At 69.0% G+C, this 16683-nt stretch carries 11 protein-coding genes; all 11 read left to right on the top strand.

All coding sequences use genetic code 11. The features are described from left to right. The first annotated feature begins 99 nt into the window (after positions 1 to 99). The 11 genes from bchN to bchD all read left to right on the top strand — a co-directional run bounded on the left by bchN (position 100) and on the right by bchD (position 16626). Positions 100 to 1365, top strand: a complete 1266-nt coding sequence (gene bchN / locus U0177_RS01010) for a ferredoxin:protochlorophyllide reductase (ATP-dependent) subunit N (RefSeq protein ID WP_409568716.1) — start codon at positions 100 to 102, stop codon at positions 1363 to 1365. A gap of 93 nt (positions 1366 to 1458) precedes the next feature. Next, the gene (locus U0177_RS01005; RefSeq protein ID WP_409568715.1) at positions 1459 to 3117 is read left to right on the top strand and encodes a ferredoxin:protochlorophyllide reductase (ATP-dependent) subunit B; all 1659 of its coding nucleotides are present in this window, start codon (positions 1459 to 1461) and stop codon (positions 3115 to 3117) included. Positions 3118 to 3214: 97 nt separating this feature from the next. Next, positions 3215 to 4495: a Coenzyme F420 hydrogenase/dehydrogenase, beta subunit C-terminal domain gene (locus tag U0177_RS01000; protein ID WP_409568714.1), complete on the top strand. Its 1281-nt coding sequence runs from the start codon at positions 3215 to 3217 to the stop codon at positions 4493 to 4495. Positions 4496 to 4595: 100 nt separating this feature from the next. After that, positions 4596 to 5417 (top strand): ferredoxin:protochlorophyllide reductase (ATP-dependent) iron-sulfur ATP-binding protein, encoded by an 822-nt coding sequence (gene bchL, locus U0177_RS00995; RefSeq protein WP_409568713.1) that lies wholly within the window; start codon positions 4596 to 4598, stop codon positions 5415 to 5417. A gap of 166 nt (positions 5418 to 5583) precedes the next feature. Next, positions 5584 to 6288, top strand: a complete 705-nt coding sequence (gene bchM, locus U0177_RS00990) for a magnesium protoporphyrin IX methyltransferase (RefSeq protein ID WP_409568712.1) — start codon at positions 5584 to 5586, stop codon at positions 6286 to 6288. A 199-nt stretch (positions 6289 to 6487) separates the two neighbouring features. Further along, on the top strand, positions 6488 to 6820 hold the full coding sequence (locus tag U0177_RS00985) for a hypothetical protein (RefSeq protein ID WP_409568711.1): 333 nt from the start codon (positions 6488 to 6490) through the stop codon (positions 6818 to 6820). Between the two features lie 64 nt (positions 6821 to 6884). Continuing rightward, positions 6885 to 8003: a magnesium-protoporphyrin IX monomethyl ester (oxidative) cyclase gene (gene acsF, locus U0177_RS00980; RefSeq protein ID WP_409568710.1), complete on the top strand. Its 1119-nt coding sequence runs from the start codon at positions 6885 to 6887 to the stop codon at positions 8001 to 8003. 51 nt (positions 8004 to 8054) lie between these two features. After that, positions 8055 to 11990, top strand: a complete 3936-nt coding sequence (locus tag U0177_RS00975; RefSeq protein WP_409568709.1) for a magnesium chelatase subunit H — start codon at positions 8055 to 8057, stop codon at positions 11988 to 11990. A 137-nt stretch (positions 11991 to 12127) separates the two neighbouring features. After that, entirely contained in the window at positions 12128 to 13477 is a 1350-nt protein-coding gene (locus tag U0177_RS00970; protein ID WP_409568708.1) for a BCD family MFS transporter, read from the top strand. A gap of 106 nt (positions 13478 to 13583) precedes the next feature. Beyond that, positions 13584 to 14714 (top strand): magnesium chelatase ATPase subunit I, encoded by a 1131-nt coding sequence (gene bchI / locus U0177_RS00965; protein ID WP_409568707.1) that lies wholly within the window; start codon positions 13584 to 13586, stop codon positions 14712 to 14714. A gap of 10 nt (positions 14715 to 14724) precedes the next feature. After that, a complete protein-coding gene (gene bchD / locus U0177_RS00960; protein WP_409568706.1) occupies positions 14725 to 16626 on the top strand; it encodes a magnesium chelatase ATPase subunit D in 1902 nt (633 codons plus the stop codon). Positions 16627 to 16683: the final 57 nt, after the last annotated feature.

Below are 16683 nucleotides of genomic sequence, written 5' to 3'. Positions count from 1 at the left end.
GGGTTCGGGCAACTTAGTGCGTAGTGCGTAGTGCGTAAGCTCGCATCACGCTACGCACTACGCACTAGCAGGCACCCGGCGCGGTGCAATGGAGAACACATGGCGCCGATCAGCATTCAAAAAGAGGATGGCCTGTACCACAGCTTCTGCGGGCTGACGTGCGTAGGCTGGCTGTACCAGAAGATCAAAGATAGCTTCTTTCTGATCCTGGGCACGCACACCTGCGCGCACCTGCTGCAGAACGCGCTGGGCGTGATGATCTTCGCGCGGCCGCGCTTCGGCGTGGCGCTGCTGGAAGAAACCGACCTCTCGAAGCCGCAGCCCGAGCTCGAGGCGCTGATCGACGAGATCCGGGCCGACCACAAGCCCTCGGTGATCTTTCTGTTGTCGTCGTGCACCCCCGAGGTGATGAAGGTCGAGTTTGACGGCCTGGCGCGCCACCTGAGCCGGCCCGACCTGCCGGTGCTGTTTGTGCCGGCCAGCGGGCTCGACTACACCTTCAGCCAGGCCGAGGACTCGGTGCTGCAGGCGCTGCTGCCGTTCTGCCCGCCCGCGCCGCCCGACGACCGGCGGGTGGTGTTTTTGGGCTCGGTGAACGACGCGATCGCCGACGATTTCGCGCTCGAGGCCGCGCGGCTGGGCATCCCGGTGGCGGGCTTCCTGCCGGCCACGCACTTCCACGAGCTGCCGCCGATCGGGCCGGGCACGGTGCTGGCGCCGCTGCAGCCGTACCTCTCGAAGGTGGCCACGCGGCTGGCGCGCGACCGCGGCGCGACGCTGCTCAGCTCGCTGTTCCCGTTCGGCCCCGACGGCACGCGCGCCTTCTGGGAAGACCTCGCGCGGCTGTTTGGACTGGACGTCGACCTGCGCGAGCGCGAGGCGCAGGCGTGGGCGCGGCTGGCGCCGCACACCGAGCGGCTGCGCGGCAAGCGCGTGCTGTTCACCGCCGACACGCTGATGGAGCTGCCGCTGGCGCGGTTTCTGCGCGCCTGCGGCTGCGAGATCGTCGAGTGCAGCACGCCGTATGTGAACAAAAAGTTTCACGCGCGCGAGCTGGCCGCGCTCGAGGGCGTGCCGGTGATCGAGCAGCCGAACTTCGACCGGCAGCTGCGCACGATCGCCGAACAGCAGCCCGACCTGGTGATCAGCGCGCTTGGCACCACCAACCCGCTGATCGGCCAGGGCGTGGTGGCGAAGTGGAGCACCGAGTTCGCGTTCATGCCGATCCACGGCTGGGCCGGCACGGGCACGCTGGCGGGCATGTTCACCAAGCCGCTCGCGCGCCACGCCCGGCTCGACCCGCTGGACGACCCGGTGTGGAGCGCCGGGCTGATGCCGGGGGCGATCCCGCTCCACATACGCTAAGGCCGAAGCGCCGCCTTGACGATGAGCCGAACGCAACGTTGCGCGCGAAGCTTCGCCCTCGCGCCGCCGATCTGATGACTTTGGGGAGCGCAGATGCGACTAGCACTCTGGATGTACGAGGGCACGGCGCACCACGGCGTCGGTCGGATCGCCAACAGCATGCAGAAGGTGCACGCGGTGTTTCACGCGCCGCAGGGCGACGACTACGTGAACCCGATCTTCACCATGCTTGAGCGCACGCCGGCCTTCCCGCAGATGACCACCAGCGTGGTGAGCGGGCGCGACCTGGCGCAGGGCACCATCCGGCTGCCCGAGACGCTGCGCCAGGTCGAGGCCAAGCTGCACCCCGAGCTGATCGTGGTGTGCGCCTCGTGCAGCACGATACTGCTGCAAGAGGATCTGCAGATCGTCGCCGACAGCGCGCGCACCCAGGCCGAGGTGCTGGTGTACGACGCCAACCCGTACCGCATGGCCGAGGTGCTTTCGGCCGATGGGCTGTTTACGCTGCTGGTGAAGCGCTACGCCCGCCCGCAGCCGCTGACGCCCCAGCCAAGCGTGAACATCGTCGGCGCGGCGTCGCTGGGCTTCCACGTGCGCACCGACCTGATCTGCCTGCGCAGGATGCTGGCGGCGCTGGGCGTGCAGCTGAATGTGGTGGCGCCGCTGGGCGCCGGCCTGGCCGACCTGGCGCGGCTTCCGGCGGCCTGGCTGAACATTGCGCCGTACCGTGAGCTGGGGCGCGGCGCGGCCGAGTACCTCGAAGAGCAGTTCGGCACGCCCGCGCTGCTCGACGCGCCGATCGGCGTTCAGCCGACGCTGAAGTGGCTGAACAAGCTTGTCGAAATGCTCAACGCGGTAGGCTCGGCCGTAAAGGCGAAGCCGGCGCTCGACGAGCCTGCGGCGCGGGCGCTCGCGAGCGCGACTGCCGCGCCCATACACCTGCCGCCGCTCACGGCCTTTTCGCTCGACGGCATGAGCGCGCCAAGCGGCGTGCCGTGGTTCGCGCGCACCGCCGACATGGAAAGCTTCAGCAGCAAGAACGCGTTTGTGTTCGGCGACGCGACCCACACCGTGGGCATGGTGAAGTTTCTGCACGACGAGCTGGGCATGGAGATCGCCGGCGCAGGCACCTACCTGGCGCACGAGGCCGGCTGGGTGAGCGAGCAGCTGGCGGGCTACTTGCCCGAAACCGCAGCCGGCAGCCGGCCAGCTGCCGACGGCCTGCTGGTGACCGACCGCTTTCAGGACGTGGCCGCGCGGATCGGCGAGCTTCAGCCGAGCCTGGTGTGCGGCACGCAGATGGAGCGCCACAGCTGCCGCAAGCTCGACATCCCGTGCATGGTGATCGCGCCGCCGACGCATATCGAGAACCACCTGCTGGGCTACCGGCCGATGCTGGGCTTCGACGGCGCCGACGTGATTGCCGATGAGGTGTATACCACCGCCACGCTGGGCCTCGAGAAACACCTGATCGACCTGTTCGGCGACGCAGGCCTGGAGTACGAGCAGCCGCCAAGCGCCGGCGAGCAGCCGGCAGCCCAGGAGGCGAAACCGGAGGCACAAGACACGAGCAGCGAACCTGCTCAGGTGTCGCCGGCCTGGACAGCCGACGCACAGGCCATGCTGAAGAAAGTGCCGTTCTTCGTGCGCGGCCGGGTGCAGCGGAATGTCGAGAAGTATGCCAGCGAGCGCGGCCTGGCGTCGATCACCGTCGACGTGCTGCAGGCGGCGAAAGAGGCGCTGGGTGGGTAGACGTAAGGGCGAATCCGCCGCGCCCCAAGGCTAGGCGAGGCGGCGGACGAGGCAGAGCGACGGCTTCGCCCCACACTGGCTAGGAAAGCACACACCTATGGATGGACCAACCAAAGGCCTGCAGACGATCACGCTGCTTTCGCAGGACGCGCGGCTGAAGGGCCGGCCAAAGCTGTGCAGCGACTGCGGCTTCTGCGACACGAGCATGCGCCCGCTGATGGCTCAGAGCTGCGTGTTCGTCGAGAATCGCACCGCCGCGATCGAGCAGCGCGTGCACGGCCGCGCGCGCGCCACGGCCGACGAGCAGCTGTTCGGCGTGTGCCGGCAGGTGCTGGCCGCGCGGCTGCGCGAGCCCAACCCGCATGCGCAGTGGAGCGGCATCACCACCCGCCTGGGCGCGCTGCTGCTCGAGCGCGGCCTGGCCGACGCGGTGATCACCACGCGGGCCGTGCCGGGCACGCGCTTCGCGCCCCAGCCGTTTCTGGCGCGCACGCCGGCCGAGGTGATCGGTAGCGCCGGCAACAAGCCCTGCCTGGCGCCGGGGCTGAGCCTGCTCGACGAAGTGCGCGCGGCTGGCGTGCGCAAGCTGGCGGTGATCGGCGTGGGCTGCCAGGTGCACGCCCTGCGCGCCGCGCAGGCCGAGCTGGGCCTCGACGAGCTGTACGTGGTCGGCATCCCCTGCAGCGACAACGTCGCCTACCCCGACCTGCAAAACTTCCTGTCGATCGTCAGCCGATCGCCCGCCACGGTGGTGCACTTCGAGTTCATGCAGGATTTCAGCGTGCACCTGCGCCACGAGGACGGCCACCTCGAGAAGGTGAACTTCATCGACATCCCGATGGTGCGCCTGGGCGATGTGTTTCCGTCGGCCTGCCTGGCCTGCTTCGACTACGCCAACACGCTGGCCGACATCACCTTTGGCTACATGGGCGCGCCGTTTGGCTGGCAGTGGGTGATGGTGCGCAACGCGCGCGGCGAGGCGCTGCTCGATCTGGTGCGGCCGCTGCTGGAGTTCCGCGAGCTGCTGGACGCGGGCGACCGGCGTACGGCGGTGGCGAGCTACCTGGCCGGGCTGGCCAGCCCGCGGCGGCGCCCGCCCGCGCCGGTGCGCAAGCTGATCGCCGCGATGATGCGCTGGCGTGGGCCGAAAGGCCTGGAGTTCGCGCGCAGCGTGATCGAGATGAAGATGCTGCGCAATTTGCAGTACGTGCGCTCGCGCTTCGGCCGTATGGAGGCGCGCGTGGTGCCGGCGCACGTATACGCCGCGCTGGAGCCGTATGGGCCGGCGTATGCGCAGGCGTTCGGGCGCGCGCTGGAACCAAGAACCGAGAACCAAGAACCAACACAGCGGCCAGCGCTCGGCGCTGAGCCCCGATGAATGCGAACCAGGTGGATTCACTAGGCGGCATTGCCACGAGCCAGCTGGGATAGCGCTTCTCAGCACTTGGTTCTCGGTTCTGCTCGAAGGAGGAACTGGCATGAGTCTCACGCTCGCGGTCTACGGCAAGGGCGGTATTGGCAAAAGCACCACCAGCGCGAACCTCTCGGCGGCCTTCGCGCTGCAGGGCGCCAAGGTGCTGCAGATCGGCTGCGACCCCAAGCACGACAGCACCTTCCCGCTCACCGGTACGCTGCAAAACACCGTGATTGACGTGCTGACCGAAGCCGATTTTCATATCGAGGATGTGGACATCGACGATGTGGTGAAGCACGGCTTTGCCGGCGTCGACACGCTCGAGTCGGGCGGGCCGCCGGCGGGCAGCGGCTGCGGCGGCTACGTGGTGGGCGAGACGGTGAAGCTGCTGAATGAGTTCGGGCTGTACCACAAGTACGACGTGATCGTGTTCGACGTGCTGGGCGACGTGGTGTGCGGCGGATTTTCGGCGCCGCTGAACTACGCCGACTTCGGCGTGATCATCGCCTGCAACGACTTCGACAGCATCTTCGCCGCCAACCGGCTGTGCCTGGCGATCAAGCAGAAGAGCGTGCGCTACAAGGTGAAGCTGGCCGGCATTATCGCGAATCGCGTCGACTACGAGTACGGCGGCGGGATCGGGCTGCTCGACGAGTTCGCCAGCACCGTCGGCACCGAGATCATCGGCAAGGTGCCGTACCACGATCTGATCCGCCGCTCGCGGCTGGCCGGCAAGACGCTGTTCGAGATGGAGGGGCCGGGCAAGGATGTGTGCCTGCAGCCGTTCACCGAGATGGCCGACTACCTGCTGAACCAGCCGCGCTCGGAGGTGCCCTCGCCGCTGGGCGACCGCGAGATCTTCAATGTGATCGGCGGCTGGAAGTAAGCTCCGAGCTGTGAACCGTGCGTGTTGAGCGTGGAATGTGTGCGAGCAGATCCACACTCAGCACTCACCACTTACTACTTTGTCAACGAAGTGATCGTGTATTTCCTGAGCCATTGATGTCGATGTCATGCTGAACGAGGTGAAGCATGGCACTGCGAATTCGCTTATGACCGAAGTATCGGATCATAAATCCCGGCTGCTGGCCTACTTCGATGGGCTGGGTTTCGAGCGCTGGAGCGCGATCTACGGCGACGCCGAGGTGTCGCGCATCCGCCGCACGATCCGCCAGGGCCACGCGCGTATGCTGGCGCTGGCCGAGCAGTGGATCTGCGAGGGGGCTGGCGAGGCCGGCACTGGCGCGCAGGTGCTGGATGCCGGCTGCGGCACCGGGCTGCTGAGCGTGGCGCTGGCCCGGCGCGGGCTGCGCGTGTCGGCGGTGGATATTTCGCCGCAGATGGTAGGCGCCGCCGAGCAGGCGGTGCGCGCCGCCGGGCTGTGCGACAGGGTCGATTTCCGCGTGGGCGATATCGAGGGCCTCGACGGGCGCTACGACGCGGTGGCGTGCCTCGACGTGCTGGTGCACTACCCGGCGCCGGGCTTCGCGGGCATTTGCCGGGCGCTGGCGGCGCGCACGCGCGGGCCGATGGTGTTCACCTATGCGCCGCGCGAGCGGCTGCTGGCGGCGCTGCACTGGCTGGGCGGGCGCTTCCCGAGCAACCATCGCCGCACCGAGATCCAGATGATCGCGCCGCAGCAGGTGGCGCGCACGCTGGCCGAGTGCGGCCTACAGGTGCGCCGCACCGCGCGCGTGAGCCACGGCTTCTACCACGTGACCCTGGTAGAGGCCGCGCCGCGCGCCGGCCGCCAATAGGCTTCATCGGAAAAGGAGGCTCGGAGCGGCTTTGCCCCCTCCGAACCTCCACGGTGGGGCATGTATGCTAGCTCTGCTGCCATACACGCCCCGCCAAGAGAGTTTTTTGGGGGGCCGCAGGCCCCAAACCCCCACGGGCTTTACGACGCCGCGGTAGTTCAGAGCAGGAACTACCGCGTTCGCCTCCGAAGGAGCGAGAATGCGCAAATTACTGGTTGCCGCGCTGCTTGGCGTGGCCGGCGTGGCCCTGGCGCGCTGGTACAACCGCGAGGTAGTGCGCGAGGGCGACGCGCTGGTGCACCTCCAGAGCGAGCACGACCACTTTCACCTCCATGTCGACATGCCGCCCGAGCTTGAGATCGAGCCCGGCGACACCCTGCACCTGCTCAGCGTGCCGAAACACCACGGGCAGACGGAGGGCGAGCTGACCTACCCAAGCCGCGTGCGGCTGTACAAAGCTAGCTGGCTCAAGCGCTACCTGGTGAAGCGCAGCAGCCTGGCCGAGATCAACGAGCTGGTCGAGCACCCGTGAGCAGCCAGCAGTCGCCAGCGAGCGCCGCTACTGCCTGCTGCCGGCTGCCTACTGGAGGTGTTGCATGTTCTGGTTCAACCCGACGATGATGCAGATGCCGGGCGAGTTCACGCCCACCACCGAGCACGCGATGCAGGAGGCCATCCTGACGCCGCGCTTCTACACCACCGACTACAAGGCCGTCGATAAGCTCCATGTCGAGCACATGCGCGATGAGTTCGAGTGGATCTGCGGCGAGTTCGAGCGCGACTACAACAAAGGCCACTTTGTGCGCAACGACGAGTTTCTGGCCGGCTTCGACAGCATGCCGGCGCGCGCGCAGTTCGTCGAGTTCCTCGAGCGCAGCTGCACGGCTGAGTTTAGCGGCTGCATCCTGTATGCCGAGATGGTCAAGCACCTGAAAGATCCGGTCATGCGCCGGATCTTCCAGTGCATGAGCCGCGACGAAGGCCGCCACGCCGGCTTTCTGAACAAGACCATGGCCGACCTGCGCGTGGAGATGAACCTGGGCGTGCTGCACACGCGCAAGAAGTACACGTATTTCAAGCCCAAGTTCATCTTCTACAGCGTGTACCTCTCGGAGAAGATCGGCTACGCGCGCTACATCGAGATCTACCGCCACCTGCAGCAGCACCCGCAGGGCATGATCCATCCGATCTTCAAGTGGTTCGAGAAGTGGTGCAACGACGAGTACCGCCACGGCGAGTTCTTCTCGCTGCTGATGCGCAGCCAGCCCGAGCTGCTCGAGGGCGTGAACCGGCGCTGGATCCGCTTCTTCCTGCTGGCGGTGTATGCCACGATGTACCTGAACGACGCGCGCCGCGCCGACTTCTACTCGGCGCTGGGCCTGAACTGGCGCGAGTACGACCAACGCGTGATCCGCCTGACCAACAGCATCAGCACCCAGGTGTACCCGGTGACGCTGCCGGTCGACAATCCGCAGTTCTTCAAAAACCTCGACGCCTGCGTGCGCTACGACGCACAGGCCCGCGCGCTCGACGCGCGCGGCGACGCGGTTTCGAAGCTGCGCGCCTCGCGCCTGAAGGCGGCGCTTGGCCTGCGCCTGCTGGCTACCTTCCGCCTGCCGGCGCAGCAAACCGCCGACGCAACGCGCTGGAAGGGGCTGGCGGGCTTCCCGAACTACCCAGGGCCAGGCCGCGACCATGCTATGAAAACCGCCTGATCAGCAGAGCCAAGGACTGCGAGCCAAGGCCGCACTGCGCTGTGCCGCTTCTTGGTTCCCAGCTCTCGGCTCGTAGAGGTAACTATGCGCTTCATCTTTCTGACGATGGACGGCAACCACGCGTCGGCGTTGCGCACGGCTGCCGAGCGCTTGCGCCGCGAAAGCGGTATCGCCCTCGACCTGGGCCTATACGACGCGCCGGCCCTGCGCTCCGAGGCCGATTGGGCCAGGCTGGCCGCCGATGTCGCCGCCGCCGACTTTGTGTATGGCGCGATGCTGTTTGGCGAGGAGTACGTGCGGCCGCTGCAGCGCGTGCTGGCCGGCGCGCGCTGCCCGGTGTGCGTGATCACCAGCAACCCGGCGCTCATCCGGCTGACCCGGCTGGGCAAGTTCGACCTGCGGGCGCGCGAGCGCGCCGAGGACGCGCCAACCTCGCCGCTGATGGCCTGGGCGCGCAAGTTTCGCCCGAAGGGCGGCCACGGCGAGGGCCAGCGCCAGCTGGCGGTGCTGCGCAACCTCGGCAAGATCCTGAAGCACATCCCCGGCAAGGCCCGCGACCTGCACACCTATATTGCCGTGCACCAGTACTGGATGCACTGCTCGCCCGAGAACCTGCGGCGCATGCTGGCGCTGCTGATCGAGCGCTATGTGCCGGGCTACGGCGGCCGGCTGGCGATCGAGGAGCCGATCGAGTACCCCGAGGTGGCGCTGCTGCACCCCGACGCGCCGGCGCCGTTTGGCGAGCTGGCCGCGTACCAGAAGTGGCTGGCCAAAGGCCACGAGCCACGCGCCAAGAGCCAGCCGGCTGGAAAAGGCACCGTCGGCCTGCTCTCGCTGCGCACCGTGGCGCTGAGCGGCAACACCGCGCATCTCGACGCGCTGTTTCGTGCGCTCGAGGCGCGCGGCCTTGAAGTGCGCATGGCCTATGGCGCCAGCCTCGACTTCCGGCCGGCGATCGATAAGTTCTTTAAGGCAAAGGACGAGGGGCGAAAGACCAAAGCCGCCGATTCGCTCTTTGCGCTTCGCTCTTCGTCGGATGTGGACGTGCTGCTCAACGGCGCGGGCTTCTCGCTGATCGGCGGCATGGCCGAGAGCCGGCCCGACGAGGCGCGCGTGGCGCTTGAGGCGCTCGACGTCGGCTATCTCGACATGATCCCGCTGGCGTTCCAGCGCGTCGAGGAGTGGCAGCGCGACGACACCGGCCTCGCGCCGATTCAGCTGGCCATGAACGTGGCGCTGCCCGAGCTCGACGCCGCGGCCGAGCCGCTGGTGTTTGGCGGCCCAACCGAGGGCAGCGACCGCTTTGTGGCGCTGCACGACCAGATCGAGCGCGCGGCCGACCGGGTGGCGCGCCGCGTGGCGCTGCGCCACAAGCCCAACGCCGAGAAGAAGCTGGCCGTGGTGCTGTTCAACTTCCCGCCCACGCTCGGCAACATCGGCACCGCCGCCTACCTCGACGTGTTCGCCAGCCTGCACGCCCTGATGGTGCGCCTGCGCGCCGAGGGCTACGACGTGGCCGTGCCGCCGACGGCCGACGAGCTGCGCGCGGCGATTGTGGACGGCAACGCCCAGGTGTACGGAACCGACGGCAATGTGGCCGCACAGCTGCCGCTGGCCGAGTACCGCCGGCTGTTCCCCGACTACGCCGACATCGAGCCGTTCTGGGGCCTGGCGCCCGGCGAGCTGCTGAACGACGGCAGGAGCTTCCACATCCTCGGCGCGCGCTTCGGCAAGCTGTTCGTCGGCATCCAGCCGAGCTTTGGCTACGAGCGCGACCCGATGCGGCTGCTTATGGCCAAAGACGCCGCGCCGCACCACGGCTTTGCGGCTTTCTACACCTGGATCGATCGCGTGTTCGCCGCCGACGCGGTGGTGCACTTCGGCACGCACGGCGCGCTTGAGTTCATGCCTGGCAAGCAGGCCGGCCTCAGCAGCCGCTGCTGGCCGGCGCGGCTGCTCGGCGGCCTGCCGAACTTCTACTACTACAGCGTCAACAACCCCTCCGAAGCGACCATCGCCAAGCGACGCGGCGCGGCCACGCTGGTGAGCTACATGGTGCCGCCGCTGCAGCAGGCCGGGCTCTACCGCGGGCTGCGGCTGCTGAAAGACAGCATCGACGGCTACCGCGCCCGCCCGAGCGCCGAGCTGCTGAGCGATATCAAGGCCCAGGCCGAGCGGCTCGATATCGCGCTGGACGCGCCAGCCGACGATGCCGACGCCTTTGTCGCCGCGCTGGCGCACGAGCTGATCCTGGTCGAGCAGCGCATGATCCCGGTGGGCCTGCACGTGCTGGGCAGCACGCCCAGCCCGGCCGAGCTGGCCGATGTCCTCGCGCTGGTGGCGGCGTTCTACCGGCCGGTGCTCGCGGGCTCGGCCACGCCGGTGCCGCTGCCGCAGCTGGTGGCCGCGCGCCTCGGCTGGGATTACCAGGCCACCCGCGATGCGCTGCGGCGCGACGCCGCCGCCCAGGCGCGCTGGGAGCGCGTCGAGGCGATCGTGAAGGAGGCGATGCGCCTGCTGGTTCAGGAGTACGCCGCGCATGCCGCCGCCGGGCGCGCGCCGGATCTGCGGGCGACGATCTACGCCGCAGCCGAGGCGTACCTGCAGCGCGAGGCCGGCATCCGCCCCGGCGAGCTGCGGTCGCTGTGGACATACCTGTACGACCTGCTGCACAACATGGCCGACGAGCAAGAGCTGAACGGTCTCGCGCGCGCGCTGCGCGGCGGCTATATTCCGGCCTCGCCGGCCAACGACGTGGTGCGCAACCCGGCGGTGGTGCCGACCGGCCGGAACATCCACGGGCTCGACCCGTTCCGCGTGCCGACACCGGCCGCGCAGGATGCCGGCGAGCACCTGATGCGCGAGCTGCTGGAGCGGCTGACCCGCGAGCAGGGCCACCTGCCCGAGACGGTCGCGCTGGTGCTGTGGGGCACCGATAACCTCAAGAGCGACGGCGAGGGCGTGGCCCAGGCGCTGGCGCTGCTCGGCGCGCGGGTGGTGCTCGACGAGCTTGGCAAGGTCAGCGATGTCGAGCTTGTGCCGCTGGCCGAGCTGCGGCGCCCGCGCATCGACGTGCTGGTGACGGTCAGCGGTATCTTCCGCGACCTGCTTTCGCACCAGATGCTGCTGATCGACAAGGCCGCGCGCCTGGCCGCCGCCGCCGACGAGCCTGCCGAGTTCAACTTTGTGCGCAAGCACGCGCTGGCCCAGGCCGCCGAGCTGCACGTGCCGCTGGCCGAGGCCGCCACGCGCGTGTTCGCCAACGCGCCCGGCAGCTACGGCGCCAATGTCAACCACCTCGTCGAAAGCAGCGCCTGGGACGACGACAGCCAGCTGGCCGACGCGTTCGTCGGGCGCAAGAGCTTCGCCTACGGCCCGCGCGGCGAGTGGCGTGAGGCCCGCCAGGTGATGGAGCGCACGCTGGCGACGGTCGACGCGACCTTCCAGAATATCGATAGCTTCGAGGTCGGCATCAGCGACATCGACCACTACTACGAGAACCTGGGCGGCATCACCAAGAGCGTCGAGAAGCTGCGCGGCGCCCGCCCGCCGGTGCTGGTGGCCGACGCGCTCGGCACCACCGGGCGGCTTAGCTCGCTCGAGCAGATGGTGCGCCTCGAGACGCGCGCCAAGCTGCTGAACCCGAAGTGGTTCGAGGGCATGCTCGCACACGGCTTCCAGGGCGTGCACGAGATCGAGGCGCGCGTCGGCAATACCTACGGCTGGAGCGCCACCACCGGCGCGGTGGAGGGCTGGGTGTACCAGGGCGTCGCCGATACCTTCCTGCTCGACACGGCGCTGCGCGAGCGTATGGCCGGCCTGAACCCGCACTCGACTGCGGCGATTGCGCGCCGGCTGCTCGAGGCCAGCGACCGCGGCTTCTGGGACGCCGACGAGAGCACGCTCGCCGCGCTGCGCGAGATCTACGGCGACCTCGAGGACCGCCTCGAGGGCGTGCAGGCGCAGGCGGTCGGCAGTGCGATTTAGCTGGTGTAATGCGGAACTTGCCTGAATGGTGCGCATTGCCGTGGGCTTGGGAGCAGCCGCGCCTCCGAGAGAACCTGCTTGCGCAACCAGTCTGCATGTACGATGCGGCGATAGACTCTAGCTTGTGGAGGGCACGCATGGCGATCATTCGAACCGTCCGCCTGGGCATGCTGCATGTTGCTGTGGCGATCACCTTTGTGCTGATCAACGGCGTGCTGAACCGCGTGATGATCCACGACCTCGGCATCCTGGCGACGGTGGTGGCGGTGCTGGTGGTGCTGCCGTACCTGCTCTCGCCGCTGCAGGTGTGGGTCGGCCAGCACTCCGACACTCACCCGATCGGCGGGTACCGGCGCACGCCCTACATCGCGCTCGGGCTGCTGCTGTGCATCGGCGGGGCCGCGCTGACGCCGCACGTCGCGCTGCTGATGGCGCGCAGCAGCGTTCCGGGCGTGCTGCTGGGGCTGCTGGCGTTCGGCGCGTGGGGCATCGGCTATAACCTGGCGGTGGTGGGCTACCTCTCGCTGGCCAGCGATCTCTCGGAAGAGCGCTACCGCTCGCGCACGATCGCGATCATGTGGTTCATGATGATCGTCAGCATTATCGTCACCGCGATCGTCACCGGCCGCGCGCTGGCGCAGTACACCCCGGAGCTGCTGGTGAGCGTGTTCAACTGGGCCGCGCTGATCGCCTTGGGTATCGGCGCGCTCGGCCTGGCCGGGCTCGAGCCAAAAATGCCCAGGCGCGAGCGAGCGGCGACTGATGCGCTCGAGCCCTCCGCCGGCGGCGATCCGTCGCACGCGCAGTCGCGCGTGAGCCAGCGCGCCGCGCTGCGGGTGGTGCTGAGCAACCCGCAGGCGCGCAGCTTTTTCCTGTACCTGATTCTGCTGCTCGCGGCCATCCTCGGCCAAGACATTCTGCTCGAGCCGTATGGCGCGCAGCAGTTCGGCATGACCGTGCAGCAAACCACCCAGCTGACGGCGACGTGGGGCGGCGCGACGCTGATCGCGCTGCTGCTGCAGGGGCTGCTGCTGAGCCGCTGGCTGAGCAAAAAGGCCGGCGCGCTGCTGGGCGCGCTGATCGCCACCGCCGGGCTGCTGCTGATCGCCGCCAGCGGTATCGCCGACGCGCAGGCGCTGTTCGTGCCCGGCGTGTTTGCGCTGGGCTTCGGCACCGGCATCGCCACCAGCACCAACCTGGGCCTGATGCTCGACATGACCACGCCCGAGCAGGTGGGCTTGTTTATCGGCGCGTGGGGCGTGGCCGACGCGCTGGCGCGCGGCGTGGGCATGCTGCTGGGCGGCGTGGTGCGCGATATCGTCACCGCCGCCAGCGGCAGCGCGTCGAGCGGCTACATAAGCGTGTTCCTGATCGAGGCGATCATGCTGGCTGCCTCGCTGCTGCTGCTGCGCCGCGTGAATGTGCGCGCGTTTCGCAGCACCCAGCCGACGCTCACCGAGCTGGTGGCGCTGGCGGGCGACGCGTAGCGGGGTTATGAGTTATGCGTGCTGAGTGTTGAGTTCTTCACTTTCAACCAGCCCTGAGCCGCTGTACGATCAGTAGGGGCGATGCAGCTTTTCTGTTGAGGATTCCATGCAAGCAATAGCCAACGGTAAGGAACATGTCGATTCGCAGCGCTCGGAGCTTAAAGCCACGCCGGTGTACCCGTTCACCGCGATCGTCGGGCAGGCCGAGCTGAAGCTGGCGCTGCTGCTGTGTGTGGTCGACCCGACCATCGGCGGCGTGATGGTGATGGGCCACCGCGGCACTGCCAAGAGCACCGCCGTGCGCGCGCTCGCCGCGCTGCTGCCGCCAATGCGCGCGGTGACGGGCTGCCCCTACAACTGCGACCCCGCGCGGCCCGCGCCGGTGTGCCCGCACTGCCAGGCAGCGAGAGACGAAAAACCAAAGGCAAAAGCCGGCAACGGGCATTCGCCCCTCGCCCTTCGCCCTTCGACCCGGCCCGTCCCGGTGGTCGATCTGCCGCTTGGCGCCACCGAAGATCGCGTGGTCGGCGCGCTCGACATCGAGCGCGCGCTGGTCGATGGCGTGCAGTCGTTCGCGCCCGGCCTGCTGGCGCGCGCCAACCGCGGCTTTCTGTACATCGACGAGGTGAACCTGCTCGAAGATCACCTCGTCGACTTGCTGCTGGACGTGGCCCAGAGCGGCGTAAATGTGGTCGAGCGCGAGGGCGTGAGCGTGCGCCACCCGGCGCGCTTTGTGCTGGTGGGCAGCGGCAACCCCGAGGAGGGCGACCTGCGGCCGCAGCTGCTCGACCGCTTTGGCCTGCACGCGCGCATCACCACGATCGACGACGTGGCCGAGCGCGTCGAGATTGTGCGCCGCCGCCGCGCCTTCGACCTCGACCCGCACGTGTTTGCCGAGCGCTGGGAGAAGGAGCAGGCCAAGCTCGGGCGCAAGATCCGCGCGGCCCAAAAACGCCTGCCGAGCGTCGAGCTGACCGACGCCGCGCTGCTGGCGGCCGCCCGGCTGTGCGTGGCGCTGTCGATCGATGGCCACCGTGGCGAGCTGACGCTCTGCCGCGCCGGGGTTGCGCTGGCCGCGCTCGAGGGCCGCCCCGCCGCCCAGCCCGCCGATATTGCGCGCGTGGCCCTGCTGTCGCTGCGCCACCGGCTGCGCAAGGACCCGCTCGAGCAGAGCGGCGACGACACGCGGATCGAGCGGGCCGTGAACGAGACGATTCCGATTGCTACGCGCGAATAAGGCACCTGCTATGCCGATTGCCGGCACCCATCTTCCCTTTCCCGCGCTGGTGGGCCTCGAGCCCGCTCAGCAGGCGCTGCTGCTGCTGGCAGTCGAACCCGAGCTGCGCGGCCTGATTATCGCCGCGCCGGTGGGCAGCGGCAAGAGCAGCCTGGCGCGCGGGGCGCGCAGCCTGCTCGGCCCGGCCAGCGCGCCGTTTGTCGAGCTGCCGGTCGGCGCCGACGAGGACGCGCTGCTCGGCGGGCTCGACATCCAGGCCACGCTGCGGGGCGGCACGCGCGTGATGCGCCCCGGCCTGCTGGCGCGCGCCAACGGCGGCACGATCTACGTCGATGGCCTGAACCTGCTGCCCGACAGCAGCGCCAACCTGCTGCTCGGCGCGCTCGAGAGCGGCGAGATGCTTGTCGAGCGCGAGGGCATCAGCGCGCGCGTCAGCACGCGCTTCCGGCTGCTCGGCTCGTACGACCCGGCCGAGGGGCCGCCGCGCCGCCACCTGCTCGATCGCGCTGGCCTGCTGGTGGTGCTGCCGGCCGCCGCCAGCGCCGATCAGCGCGCCGAGGTGGTGCGCCGCAATCTTGGCTACCTGCGCAATCAGCATGCATCTGCCAAGCGGCAGGGCGGCAGCCTGGCCCGGCACGCGGCGGAGTGGGACGACGAGCTGGATCTGCTGCGCGGGCTGCTCGAGGCCGCGCGCGAGCAGCTGCCAAAGGTGCGCATCGCCGACGCGCAGGTCGAGCAGCTGGTGGCCTTCGCGCTGGCCTGCGGCGTCGAGGGCCACCGCGCCGATACGTTCGCGGTGCGCGCGGCCTGCGCCGCCGCAGCGCTGGCGCTGCGCGACGAGGTGGCGCCCGAAGATATCGAGCAGGCCGCGCGCCTGGTGATCCTGCCGCGCGCTACCCGCGTGCCCGAGCCGCCGGCCGATCAGCCCGCCGAGCCAGAGCCACAAACCAGCAACCCACCACCGCAGGAGTCGCCTGCCGATCCGGCGGACACCGACAGCCAGCCCCAGCCGCCGAGCCCCCAGCTTCCCGACGAGCAGGTGCTCAGCGCGCTGGCGACCGAGCTTCCCGCCGACCTTGCCGAGCTGCCGTTCCGCGCGCTACGGCGTGGCCGCAGCGGCTCGCGCGGCACCACCAGCGGCAAGCGCGGCCGCCACATCCGCAGCGCCCCCGGCGATGTGCGCCGCGCCCGCCTTGATGTGCCGGCTACGCTGCGCGCCGCCGCGCCCTGGCAGCGCCTGCGCACCGAGGATGAAACGCGAAAGGCGGAAGAGCAACAACTGCCCTCTGCCCTTCGTGCTTCGCCGCTATATCTGCGCGCCGACGACATACGGGTCAAGCAGTTCCGATCCAAGGCCGGCGCGCTGTTTCTGTTCGGCGTCGACGCGAGCGGCAGCATGGCCCTGCATCGCATGCGCCAGGCCAAAGGCGCGGTGCACGCGCTGCTGCAGCAGGCGTATATTCACCGCGACCGCGTGGCGCTGCTGGCGTTTCGCGGCCAGGCCGCCGAGCTGCTGCTGCCGCCCTCGCAGAGCGTCGAGCTGGCTCGCCGCGCGCTCGATCTGCTGCCCACCGGCGGCGGCACTCCGCTGGCCGCCGCGCTGCTCGGCGCGATCGAGGTGGCGGCGCAGGCTCGCAGCCGCGGCATTATGCAGACGGTGCTGGTGCTGCTGACCGACGGGCGCGCGAATGTGGGCGTGCGCGCGGCGCGCGATGGCATCGCGGCCGAATTGCAGCACCTCGGGCGCGAGGTCGCCGCCGCCGGCATCCAGGCGATTGTCGTCGATACGCAGCGCAGCTACCTTAGCCGTGGCGAGGCGCAGAAGCTGGCCGGCTGGCTGGGCGGGCGCTATATCTACCTGCCCAACGCGAGCGGCGAGCAGATCGCTGCCACCGCTCTCGATGCCCGCTAGTACTTCGTAAACAACGTTCCCTTGGATTTCATTGTCATGATGAGCGAAGCTTCCCTC

This window comes from Kouleothrix sp. (genome assembly GCF_046328425.1).
Taxonomy (GTDB): domain Bacteria; phylum Chloroflexota; class Chloroflexia; order Chloroflexales; family Roseiflexaceae; genus Kouleothrix.
Note: the sequence above shows the minus strand (reverse complement) of the source record. Positions and strands in the feature narration are given on the sequence as shown.

Bases quoted from the DNA above. Each gene is read 5' to 3' on its own strand.
- bchI (WP_409568707.1), top strand. From the start codon at position 13,584: ATGCAAGCAATAGCCAACGGTAAGGAACATGTCGATTCGCAGCGCTCG.
- U0177_RS01000 (WP_409568714.1), top strand. From the start codon at position 3,215: ATGGATGGACCAACCAAAGGCCTGCAGACGATCACGCTGCTTTCGCAG.
- bchD (WP_409568706.1), top strand. From the start codon at position 14,725: ATGCCGATTGCCGGCACCCATCTTCCCTTTCCCGCGCTGGTGGGCCTC.
- U0177_RS00970 (WP_409568708.1), top strand. From the start codon at position 12,128: ATGGCGATCATTCGAACCGTCCGCCTGGGCATGCTGCATGTTGCTGTG.
- bchN (WP_409568716.1), top strand. From the start codon at position 100: ATGGCGCCGATCAGCATTCAAAAAGAGGATGGCCTGTACCACAGCTTC.
- acsF (WP_409568710.1), top strand. From the start codon at position 6,885: ATGTTCTGGTTCAACCCGACGATGATGCAGATGCCGGGCGAGTTCACG.
- U0177_RS00985 (WP_409568711.1), top strand. From the start codon at position 6,488: ATGCGCAAATTACTGGTTGCCGCGCTGCTTGGCGTGGCCGGCGTGGCC.
- bchL (WP_409568713.1), top strand. From the start codon at position 4,596: ATGAGTCTCACGCTCGCGGTCTACGGCAAGGGCGGTATTGGCAAAAGC.
- U0177_RS01005 (WP_409568715.1), top strand. From the start codon at position 1,459: ATGCGACTAGCACTCTGGATGTACGAGGGCACGGCGCACCACGGCGTC.
- bchM (WP_409568712.1), top strand. From the start codon at position 5,584: ATGACCGAAGTATCGGATCATAAATCCCGGCTGCTGGCCTACTTCGAT.